The organism is Nostoc sp. NMS4 (assembly GCF_017115095.1).
Classification (GTDB): Bacteria; Cyanobacteriota; Cyanobacteriia; order Cyanobacteriales; family Nostocaceae; genus Nostoc.
The window spans coordinates 1-10,988 of record NZ_JABXKI010000299.1; the positions used below are offsets into that span (position 1 = coordinate 1).

Annotated in this window: 9 protein-coding genes; 2 read left to right on the forward strand and 7 right to left on the reverse strand. The window is 41.4% G+C overall.

Annotated features, from left to right (window positions below):
• A partial coding sequence (locus HWQ37_RS28270; protein WP_292753740.1) for a type I restriction endonuclease subunit R occupies window positions 1-3,010 on the forward strand: 3,010 nt, incomplete at its 5' end.
• Between the two features lie 25 nt (window positions 3,011-3,035).
• Here HWQ37_RS28270 and HWQ37_RS28275 read toward each other — a convergent pair.
• Both HWQ37_RS28275 and HWQ37_RS28280 read right to left on the reverse strand, forming a co-directional pair.
• Window positions 3,036-3,272, reverse strand: coding sequence for a hypothetical protein (locus HWQ37_RS28275; protein ID WP_292753748.1), 237 nt, complete (start codon window positions 3,270-3,272; stop codon window positions 3,036-3,038).
• Between the two features lie 408 nt (window positions 3,273-3,680).
• Window positions 3,681-4,493, reverse strand: coding sequence for a class I SAM-dependent methyltransferase (locus HWQ37_RS28280; RefSeq protein ID WP_292753741.1), 813 nt, complete (start codon window positions 4,491-4,493; stop codon window positions 3,681-3,683).
• Between the two features lie 461 nt (window positions 4,494-4,954).
• Between HWQ37_RS28280 and HWQ37_RS28285 the strand changes: the two genes are divergently transcribed.
• Window positions 4,955-5,119: a hypothetical protein gene (locus HWQ37_RS28285; RefSeq protein WP_292753742.1), complete on the forward strand. Its 165-nt coding sequence runs from the start codon at window positions 4,955-4,957 to the stop codon at window positions 5,117-5,119.
• Between the two features lie 168 nt (window positions 5,120-5,287).
• On the opposite strand, the gene HWQ37_RS28290 is transcribed toward HWQ37_RS28285, so the two are convergent.
• From HWQ37_RS28290 to HWQ37_RS28310, 5 genes are all read right to left on the reverse strand, one after another.
• A complete protein-coding gene (locus tag HWQ37_RS28290) occupies window positions 5,288-6,466 on the reverse strand; it encodes an MFS transporter (RefSeq protein ID WP_292753743.1) in 1,179 nt (392 codons plus the stop codon).
• 12 nt (window positions 6,467-6,478) lie between these two features.
• A complete protein-coding gene (locus HWQ37_RS28295; RefSeq protein WP_465249724.1) occupies window positions 6,479-7,042 on the reverse strand; it encodes a Uma2 family endonuclease in 564 nt (187 codons plus the stop codon).
• Window positions 7,043-7,313: 271 nt separating this feature from the next.
• Window positions 7,314-9,476: a DNA helicase RecQ gene (recQ, locus tag HWQ37_RS28300; protein WP_292753745.1), complete on the reverse strand. Its 2,163-nt coding sequence runs from the start codon at window positions 9,474-9,476 to the stop codon at window positions 7,314-7,316.
• Between the two features lie 244 nt (window positions 9,477-9,720).
• On the reverse strand, window positions 9,721-10,332 hold the full coding sequence (locus HWQ37_RS28305) for a Uma2 family endonuclease (RefSeq protein ID WP_292753746.1): 612 nt from the start codon (window positions 10,330-10,332) through the stop codon (window positions 9,721-9,723).
• A gap of 82 nt (window positions 10,333-10,414) precedes the next feature.
• Complete coding sequence (locus HWQ37_RS28310; RefSeq protein WP_292753747.1) at window positions 10,415-10,657, reverse strand: hypothetical protein; 243 nt, start codon at window positions 10,655-10,657, stop codon at window positions 10,415-10,417.
• Window positions 10,658-10,988 lie beyond the last annotated feature (331 nt).

Here is a 10,988-nt window from a genome sequence, read left to right on the forward strand (position 1 = left end):
ATTTGAGAGCGTAATTGAAAATCACCTTCTCAGTCACGGCTATGTCAACGTTACAGACAAATTCGATCGCACCCGCGCCCTTTTTCCCAATATAGCGATCGCATTTATCCAGCAAACTCAACCCAAAGAATGGAAAAAACTAGAAGCACTCCACAAAGAAAAAACCAGTGAGCAAGTGCTAACAGACCTGTGTAAATGGATGGACACTTACGGCTCACTACACACTCTGCGTCATGGCTTCAAATGCTATGGTCGAACTCTGCGTATAGCCTACTTCAAAGCTGCCCACGGATTAAACTCAGACTTAGAAACCCGCTATGCTGACAACTGCGTTAGTATCACCCGACAATTACAATACAGTGAGCGAGACAAAAAGCGATGCCTGCGGCGAGCTTCGCTAACGCTTGACATCACTCTTAGTCTAAATGGTATCCCACTTGTCACCCTAGAGCTAAAGAATCCCCTTACAGGGCAAACAGTGGAAAATGCCAAACAGCAATACTGCCAAGACCGTGACTCCAGGGAAACTATCTTCGAGTTTAAACGCCGTACCTTAGTACATTTCGCCGTAGATACCGAAGAAGTATGGATGACGACACGCCTAGCCGGAAACGCTACCCACTTTTTGCCCTTTAACAAAGGATACGAAGGCGGCGCAGGTAATCCACCAGACCCCCAGAGACGTAATTACCGGACTGCTTACCTCTGGGAAGAAGTTTTACAACGCGACAGTCTACTTGATATCTTATGCCGATTTCTGCATCTCCAAACAGAAGAAAAGCGAGACAATGATGGTCGCAGGTTTAAAAAAGAAACGATGATATTTCCCCGCTATCATCAACTTCAAGCTGTGCGTTTACTGGTAGATGCGGCAAGGAGTGAAGGTGTAGGACAAAACTATCTCATTGAACATTCAGCAGGTAGCGGCAAAAGTAACACCATTGGTTGGCTGACTCATCGCCTTGCCTCCTTATATAATGACCAAAACCGTCGCGTTTTTGATAGTGTAATTGTAATTAGCGATCGCCGCGTACTTGACCAACAATTACAAGACGCAATTTATCAATTTGAACATCGTCAGGGCGTTGTCGAGAAAATCGACGATAATTCCCGACAGTTGGCGCAGGCACTGGAAAATGCAGTTCCCATCATCATCACCACTCTGCAAAAATTTCCCTTTGTGACTCGCCAGTTAATCAAACTAGCAGAAGAACGTAACGAGCAAAGTAGTGGTATTCTACCTACCCGTCGCTATGCCGCGATCGTTGATGAAGCACACAGTTCCCAATCAGGCGAAACAGTCACCGAGTTAAAAGGTGTACTTGGGGGCGAAGAGTTGCAAACCCAAGCACGTAACCGCGCTCAAGAAGAAGGACTAGAAAATCTAGAAGAACTTTTTCTTAGTTTAGTCAAACGTTCTCATCAGTCCAACCTGAGTTTCTTTGCATTTACCGCCACACCAAAACATGAAACCCTGAAATTCTTTGGTCATCAAGGAGAGCCTTTCCATCGCTACACTATGCGTCAAGCAATAGAAGAAGGCTTTATCATAGATGTCCTGCGTAATTACACAACCTATAAAGTCTACTTCAACCTGATCAAAGCCGGTAAAAACGATCCCAACGTAGAACGCAAAAATGCTGCTCGCTCCCTGGCTCGCTTTATGCGCCTACACCCGCATAATATTGCCCAGAAGACAGAAGTAATGGTGGAACACTTCAACACCTTTACCCGACACAAAATCGGTGGTCAAGCCAAAGCAATGGTAGTAACTAGCTCCCGCATAGATGCAGTGCGCTACAAACAGAGTTTCGACAAATACATCCAGGAAAAAGGGTATCCTATCAAAACCCTGGTAGCCTTTTCAGGTGTAGTCACAGACGATAAGATTCAAGATAAAACTTACAGTGAACAGGAGATGAATAAAGGTATTCGGGAGAAAGAATTGCCCGAAAGATTTGCTACCAATGAGTATCAGGTTTTACTTGTAGCTGAAAAATATCAAACAGGCTTTGACCAACCCTTGCTACACACCATGTATATTGACAGGCGATTAGCGGGTATTCAAGCAGTACAGACCCTTTCTCGCCTCAACCGCATTCACCCACTTAAAGAAGATACATTTGTCTTAGACTTCATTAACGATCGCGAAGAAATTCGCCAAGCATTTCAGCAGTTTTACGAAGGCGCAGAGTTAGGAGCAGAAGCAGACCCTCAACAACTTTACCAACTCCAGAGCGAACTAGACGCTTTAGGGATTTATTTACACCAGGAAGTTGAACGCTTTTGTGAAATTTACTTTAAACCGAAACAGCGTCAGAGCATATCTGATCATCAAGGGATGAATGCAGCACTTGACCCAGCCGTTGACCGCTTTTGCGTTTTGGATAAAGCTCAACCAGAAGCAGCTAAAATTTGGCGCAAAAAGCTGACAGCCTTTCGTAACCTTTACGCCTTCTTGAGCCAGATAATTCCCTACCAAGACTCTGATTTAGAACGCCTCTACATTTTTTTGCGTCACTTATCATCCAAACTGCCACGCCGCCCGAATGAAGTACAGTACGATTTTGATAGCGAAATCCAGCTAGAGTATTACCGTCTCCAGAAAATTAGTGAAGGCTCAATAGAGTTAAGCAAAGGTAATGCCCGTCCCCTAGATGGCCCAAAGGATGTCGGCACAGGCATTGTCCGTGGAGATACAGTCAAACTATCACAGCTAATCGACATGATCAACAATCGTTTTGGTACTGATTTTAACCAAGCGGATCAATTGTTTTTTGATCAGCTTGTGGAGACTGCTGCCAATTACGAAGAGTTACAACAGGCTGCACGGGTAAATTCTGCTGATAAATTCGCCTTGCTTTTCAATCAAATGTTAGATTCTCTGTTTGTTGAGCGAGTAGATCAAAATGAGGCAATTTTTGCCCGTTATATGAATGACCGTGATTTTCAGAAGATGGTGTCAGATTGGCTAGTTTCAGAAGTATATCAGCGTCTCACTAACAACTAAAAATTTCCGTATGACAGCACCTTCTTTAACGAGAGTAAGGATTATTAAAGGTTTCCCAAGCAGCAACAGCCGCCTTTTGCAAGCGAAAGCTGAAGTCTACTACATCTTTCATCAATAAATGCCAGTTTCTCTCAGCTTCATCTTGAATTACCGCCCAAGAGTTTTCTAAGCGATCGCGTTTCATCAGTTTCCTTCCTTCAATATTGTTTACAGTATCTATTATATATCCTTGAAAAACTGCACCCTGTACCAAATTAATCATTAGTCATTGTTAATTTTACCAAGGAGAAATGTCATATTTTTGCTCTCCTGCTAATGCTGTGTAAATTTTTGAGAAAACAGCATTACTTCAGCTATATTTTGATTTTATCCAGCTAAACTTAGATGTGTGGTACAGAAAATCTATCAGATAAGTACGGTTTTCCCACTTAACTTTTAGAAATGCTAATTAGTTGTTTTTGATAAGTTCTATATTAGTGATAATTTTTCCATAGATATAGATATTAAAAACGCATCTATCTATAGAGATAAATTTTTTATTACACCAGAAATTACAAATGCCATGTTTAGTTCTGGCTTTGGGGACTGAAGTCCCCACTACAAACTACTGTGTTGAGCTATGTGCTGCTATGCCATAGATTTGCTAACTTCTGTTGTCATTGTTTTGTCCTCACATTTCTAGCTTACGGCCAACCATATACCACAAACCCACGGCATAGCGGACGTAATTGAGTTCTGTAAAACCTGCTTTGGCAAACTCATACTCGAAGTTGAAATGAATAAAATCATCTAACCACGGTTCTTGAAAAGAAGCACTCAGGGCGTATTCACCGCGATAGGTGTCAGCGTATAGAACCCAACCTCCCGGTTTGGTAATTCGGTACATCTCCTTAAGAATCTTAGGTGTCCACTCTTTAGGCGTTTCGTGCAAGAGTAGTGATGACGTGACAAGATCAAAGGAGTTGTCAGGGTAGCCAGTGTTACGAGCGTCTACCTGCTCGAAGTGAACCCGCTCACGAAAACCAGCCTTGTTAAACTTGTGCTGACCGATCACCAGCATATAAGGTGAAACATCAGTAATATGAAAAGTGGCCTGTGGAAACCGCCGTGCCAGGGCTAGCGCTCCACCCGCCGTACCTGCACCAAGCTCTAGCACTGTCTCAATTTGAGTGTCTTGAGGAATTAGTTCAGCCATTTGCTCGCGCAACTGCTGGCAACTAACATTATGGCTGAGGGGAATAATGGCATCCATAGCAGCATCCCAGGCTAAACACGACTGAGGGTTGGTGTAGGAATCAGTCGCCCCATGAATGGGAGCGTGGATGTAGTCAGGGTAATATTCATGCTCAGTATGGTAGCCTTTGAGTTCCTCCGCCCAATTAATTGAGGCATATTCCTGTATAACTGAGGGCATGGCTGCGGTAATGCGGCGAATTACCTCGGTTCGATACGCTTCTTTTTCCTGTGCATTCCATCTCGGCATAAATCATCTCCTACTTACACACGTTACTGCTGTTTCGAGACTCCAATTTAGGAACGAGAAATAAACTGCAAATACAATAGAGTAAGACTTAGGACAGTTTTTAGTTGAGCCAATCCGCAAGAAAGTCATCGATCCATTAGAATAAACAAGCGTCGGAACGATCGCTATATGTAATTGTACAGAGTCTGCTAGAAAAAATGGGCGGTTTGGCCAAACCTACGATTATTCGGTTTGACTTGTGACGAACGCCATCACGCTACGCGATCGCATCTCCGTACATCGTACATATATATAGTTAGGCTTTTTCAAAAATCAAATCTGATTGCTATAGGATAAAAATATATTTACATACCCTATATTTTATAAAAGAAATCTAAATTCTGTTTTTAAGCAATTTTACTGATTTTGCTTCAAACTAAGAATATAGTCAACACCAATTTTCAAACGGAGAAGATTAACACATGAGTTTGATAGATGGTATATTTCTGACGTTGTTAAATACTGTTGCCTGTCTAGCACTACCTAAGCTGCTATCTGTAATTCTGCCTGTAAAAAACCAAAACACTGAACCTTCAACGTCTGCTACATCACAAAACTCCAACTCGGAAATTCCCAGTTTTTCTTAATGTAAACTGATTATAGATATCGCCTTGATGAGGAGAAAACTTAGTTATTGGTGCAAGGCGATATCTAAACAATAAGTTAGAGCATATTTCAACTTTCTGAGGTATACAGGCTAAGTTTTAAAGCCAGTTTTACTACTGAATTCTGACTCCTGACTCCTGACTCCTATTTTATATATTATTTATTTTAGGTTTGACAATAATAAAAAATGCGATCGCAGTAAAAACTAACATTTGCCAAGTTACCAAATTCCAGCCACCAAGATTCCAGCATAATAGACCAATGCTAGTACCTACAGAACCACCGATAAAATAGGCAGTCATGTAAACTGTGTTGATGCGACTATTGGATTGAGGATCGAGAGTGTATATCCTGGCGACATTGGTCACTTGCGTTGCCTGTACACCTATATCTACTAACAATACAGCAACAGCGATCGCTATTGCAGAATTAGCAGCAACTTTAGCAATTACTAAACTTGCCATCACCATTGATACAGCAATGGTCAAGGAACGTTGAGAGTTACCTCGATCGGCTAGTTTACCAAAAACTGGTGCCATTAATGCACCTGCGATCGCCACAAAACCATACATCCCAATTATGTCAGATTTAAAATAAAAAGGCGCTCCACTTAAATGGAAAGTTAGGGTTGTCCAAAATGAGCAAAAAACACCAAACAATAACCCGCTAACTAAAGACGCTTCTCTTAACAATGAAAAACGTTTTAATTGGTGGAGTGTTGAGCTTAATAATTCCAAATAATAACCATTAAATTCATTTTTGACATTAGGTAAATATATATTTAGTAAAACAATCACAATTAAAATCATGACTGCTGAAAATCCATAGACATAACGCCAACTCAACCATTGAGCAATATATCCACTAAAAACCCTTGCTCCTAAAACTCCAATTAATATACCAGTAAAAATATTGCCTACAGTTTGTCCTGTAGTTACTCTATCTATACTTGCTGCTAATGGAAGAATAATCTGAGCCGAGACTGTCGCAATCCCAATTGCTATACTCAATATCCAAACTTGGATGATGTTTTGGGAAAACGTCATGGCTATCAACAAACAGAATAAACATCCCAGTAAGCAAAGAATTAATTTTTTCTTGTTGATTTTATCGCCCAAGGGGATTAGAAAGAAAAGCCCCAAACCGTAACCAACTTGTGTAAGCACGGAGATGCTACCCGCTTCGCCTTCACTGACTCCAAAAGATGATGCAATATCTTTGAGGATTGGCTGATTATAATAAACGTTAGCAACACAGACACCAGCTGCGATCGCCATAATCAGTATTTGGACTTTAGTTAATCCGCTACTTGAGATTTGTTTTTGCATTTAACCTAAAATTTATACAGGAAAAAACTGGCTTATAGTACAGCTAAAACCAGGTAATAGCGGAGAAGTAATATTATCACTATTAAATAAAGTTGCTACCAAATTAAGTTGATTGTCTTCGCGCCGATAGACCTCTAGTTTGCGCGATCGCCAATCAGCAATCCAATATTCTTTCACTCCTCTGGTAGAATAAAGTTTAAGTTTTGCTTCCTTATCCCGTCTTTGATCTTCCTTGCTAGCAGACAATACTTCGACTACTAAATCTGGTGCGCCTGTTAAATGTCCCGCTTCATCCAATGTTAGTGCCAAGGTTTCTTTAGTCGCCCAAACTACATCAGGAATCACATTATCTGATTCTGAAAACAAAACGCCGGGGTTGATTACAGCTTGTCCTAAACCAGTAGACTCCGACCAAACATCAAGTTGTCGAAAAATCTTGCCACAAGTTTGCTGATGTTTAAAGTGAGGTGCCCTGGTCATAAATAATTCTCCATCAACTATCTCGTAGCGCGTCCCTTCATTTTCTGCGAAGAGTTCCACATCCTGAGTTGTCCAGCGTACTCCTGTCTTAAGCATCTCACTCATTGGCTAACTCCTTTAATCTTGCTTTTGTATTTTAATAAAACAGAATTCAGGAGTCATACTAATTGATTCTGAATTCTGTATTCTTGGGAACATCCCAATTTTTCTTAAATCTTTTCCCTCACCCCCAGCCCCTCTCCCATATTTGGGAGAGGGGAGACATAATTCTAGTTCCCCTTCTCCCATCTTTGGGAGAAGGGGTTAGGGGATGAGGGCTATCAAGGTTTTTGCACATTTGGGATGCTCCCATATTCTTCTTCAATTATCACTTGCGATTTTCACGCCGCCACTTACACCGCACTAAGCGAATTTCATTAAAAGTGTAGCTTTCACCTAATTGTTCTTTAATGGGAGTGAGAGAAATGTCACCGAGTACTTCTAAAACTTGCCAAATTTTTTGTTGATGTTCTAAAGGTACTAATTGATTTAAATCAACTGGCTGATTTTTCTCCATTAATTTTTCTAAATGATTGCTAACTGTTGACGGACTAATGTTGCGTTTTTGGGCAATTTGAGCAATATTTAAACCTTGTTGATGTAATTGTAATGTCTGTAATTCGGTGTAAGAAGATGAGTTGGAAGATGATACAGAAGCGGAAGTAACAGATTTATTTTGCAAACCTTTTTCTTGGCGGTAGGCGCGAATTTCTGTAATGAACTTTTCGCCATACTGAGCGAGTTTGTGACTACCTACACCAGAAAGTTTGGCAAATTCAGCTAAGTTTTGGGGTTGCACCTGTACCATCAATTTTAAAGTGGAATCGTGGAAGATTACATAAGGTGGTACAGATTGTTCATCAGCTAATTGTTTACGTAGCGATCGCAATTTCTGTAATAATATTTCTGCAACTTCTGCTTTTTCACTTCCCGGTTCCCAGGTAATCTTTTGGACTGTGGTTACAACGAGCGAAACTGGGCGTTGTTTTCGCATTACTTCCCAACTTAAGGCATTTAGTTTTAAAACCGAGTAACCATCGCTAGTTTGTTCTATTAACCCTTGATGTAAAAGCGATCGCCCCAACATTCGCCATTCATCTACAGTCTTATCTTTACCAATACCATAGGTAGAAAGTTTATCATGTTCGTACTGGAGAATTTTATCTTTTTTTGCCCCACGCAACACATCAATTATGTATGCCATCCCAAACCTTTCTTTGCAACGCGCCACACAAGATAAAAACTTCATGGCTTCAATTGTCCAATCTTCCATCGGTTTGGGATGACGACAATTGTCACAATTACCGCAATTTCCCGGAAACCTTTCGCCAAAATAACCTAGTTGAATCGTTCGCCGACAATCACTACCTTCAGCGTAATCGATCATCTGTCGCAGCTGTTGTTTACCTATCAACTGTTCTTGAGGATCGGTTTTTTGATCGATACTCCATTCAATCGTTTTAACATCACCAAAACTGAAAAATATTGTACACCGAGATGGTTCTCCGTCTCTACCTGCCCGACCCGATTCTTGATAGTAACTTTCTATATTTCTGGGCATATCAAAATGAACTACTAACCGCACATCGGGTTTATTAATTCCCATGCCAAAAGCGACTGTTGCCACCATTACCCGAACATCATCTCGAATAAATCGCGTTTGATTGTTACTACGTTCCTCATCAGTTAATCCGGCGTGATAAGGCAGAACAACAACCTTATCATTTTGCAATTTAAAAGTGAGTTCATCAACTTTTTTCCGAGTTAAAGCATAAATAATTGTCGAACCTTCAGCTTCTCGAATTAGTTCTAATAATTCAGCGTAAGCATATTTAGTTTTAGGACGAACTTCGTAATAAAGATTTTCCCGGTTAAAACTAGCAAGATGAATGCTAGGTTGTTTTAGTCCTAATTGTTGAATAATATCACTACGGACGCGATCGGTTGCTGTGGCGGTGAGGGCGACGGTAGGAACATCAGGATAGCGTTTTCTGAGAGATTTTAACTGGCGATATTCTGGACGAAAATCGTGTCCCCATTCCGAAACGCAGTGTGCTTCATCAATAGCAAAGCTAGAAATACCAATTTTTTCTTTAACTAAATCGAGAAAGGGGAGAAACCTTTCACTTAACAGACGTTCTGGGGCGACGTAGAGTAATTTTACCTTACCGGTGAGGATGGCTTCTTCCCGCGATCGCACTTGGTAAGGATTCAAACTACTATTGAGAAATGTCGCATTAATATTATTATTTCGCAGTGCTTCTACTTGGTCTTGCATCAAAGCAATTAATGGCGACACTACCACAGTTAGTCCATTTTTTAACAACGCTGGTAGCTGAAAACACAGAGATTTTCCCCCACCAGTCGGCATCACCACCATTAAATCTCGATTTTGCAGCGCATCTTCGATAATTTGCCGTTGTCCGGGGCGGAATTGATCGTAACCGAAGTGATATTTTAGCGCTTGTTCGAGATGTGGATACTGAAGCATAGCGATCGCTTTTTACAGGCCGTTCTGCGTGAGTAGTTATTGAAGATATCAGGATTTTAACTCACATCATCGGCAGCTTTGGTCAGACTTGCGTTTTTGTTGGCGTAGGCGCAGCCAGGCGTAGGCATCGCACGCCGATCAACCATCATACATGATGCGATGTCTACGACGGTCACTGAGCCTGTCCTGAGTGTAGCCGAAGGGCGGGCTACGCTTACGCATTTCCTAAAATCGTGCGATCAGCCTAAACTACATTTTCGGCATCAGCTGCTAATACTTGGTCAACGGTTAAAGTTAAGTCTGGAAAAGTTTGACAAGGAATTGTTTCTCCTTCAAGATACTCAGAGCGTTGATACTCACCATTTTCTAGGGTCAGGACGATCGCCTTTTTTCCTTTTCCTCGTAGACAATACTTAGCAGGAATTTGACCTCGGTAGTCGATAACCCAATATTCAGGTACTCCCAGGACAAGATATTCTTCTTGCTTGTCTATGAGGTCAGTTGACCAGTTGGATGAGGCAATCTCAACAATCATAAATGGCTGAGTTTGGATGCCCATCCTTGGTTGATCGTCGGGGTAAAACTGGGGGCGTTGGATAATCGCAATATCGGGTCGTCGGCTTTGTGTCTCGTTAATTTGTAATGCGTTTCGCTTCCGAACTGAGTATTTCAATTTACGCTTGCGGTAGGCAAGTTCAAACATAAAGGACAGGAATTCAAGAATTTCTTCATGCAGTTCACTGGGTTCTGGCATTAGCACCAACCTGCCAGCAACCAACTCATACTCATTAAGTTCATTACCTTCAGCGAAATCAAGGAATTGGTTAAAGGTTAGTGATTTAGGGGTTATGATCATGGCGATCGCTTTTTCCGGGCCGTTCTGCGTGAGTGGTGATTGAAGATATCAGGATTTTAAGTCACATCATCGGCAGCTTTGCTCATACCTGCGTTTCTTGAGGGCGATAGTTATTGAGATATTCTCGTAATTCTTGAATTGCTTCAGCAGCAGTCTGGACTTTGAGCCTACCTGCTTGAAATTCAGTAATGGAAACTGCTGCATCTGAGGCAATTTCATCTCGCCGACTTTCAATAATTCGGTTTTTGAGAATTTGTACCAGCATTTCTTGCTGTTCTAAAGGTAGCTCCATTGCGGCATCTAAAACTCTATCTAGATTACTCAATTACTTTATTCTCTTAATTATTTTTTTTATAATATAACTCGTAATATAGGAATCATATTTTATTTTTGAAATATACGTAATAGGCTAACTAACTGTCTCTAGCTTCTCTCTCCTTTATAAGGCTACGGTGTGCACACAAGTCAAATTACCCCCCTCAATCCCCCCGATATATTGGGGGAAAAAAGAAATCTAGTTCCCTCCCCTTTGCAAGGCTACGGTGTACACACAAGTCAAATTACCCCCCTCAATCCCCCCTTGCAAAGGGGGGAAGCCGGAAAATCTAGTTCCCTCCCCTTTGCAAGGGGAGGGTTAGGGTGGGGTAAAACCTTGG

Excerpts from the sequence above, each read along its gene's own strand:
- HWQ37_RS28280 (WP_292753741.1), bottom strand. The coding sequence starts at position 4,493 with ATGCCGAGATGGAATGCACAGGAAAAAGAAGCGTATCGAACCGAGGTA.
- HWQ37_RS28290 (WP_292753743.1), bottom strand. The coding sequence starts at position 6,466 with ATGCAAAAACAAATCTCAAGTAGCGGATTAACTAAAGTCCAAATACTG.
- HWQ37_RS28295 (WP_465249724.1), bottom strand. The coding sequence starts at position 7,042 with ATGCTTAAGACAGGAGTACGCTGGACAACTCAGGATGTGGAACTCTTC.
- HWQ37_RS28305 (WP_292753746.1), bottom strand. The coding sequence starts at position 10,332 with ATGATCATAACCCCTAAATCACTAACCTTTAACCAATTCCTTGATTTC.
- recQ (WP_292753745.1), bottom strand. The coding sequence starts at position 9,476 with ATGCTTCAGTATCCACATCTCGAACAAGCGCTAAAATATCACTTCGGT.
- HWQ37_RS28275 (WP_292753748.1), bottom strand. The coding sequence starts at position 3,272 with ATGATTAATTTGGTACAGGGTGCAGTTTTTCAAGGATATATAATAGAT.
- HWQ37_RS28285 (WP_292753742.1), top strand. The coding sequence starts at position 4,955 with ATGAGTTTGATAGATGGTATATTTCTGACGTTGTTAAATACTGTTGCC.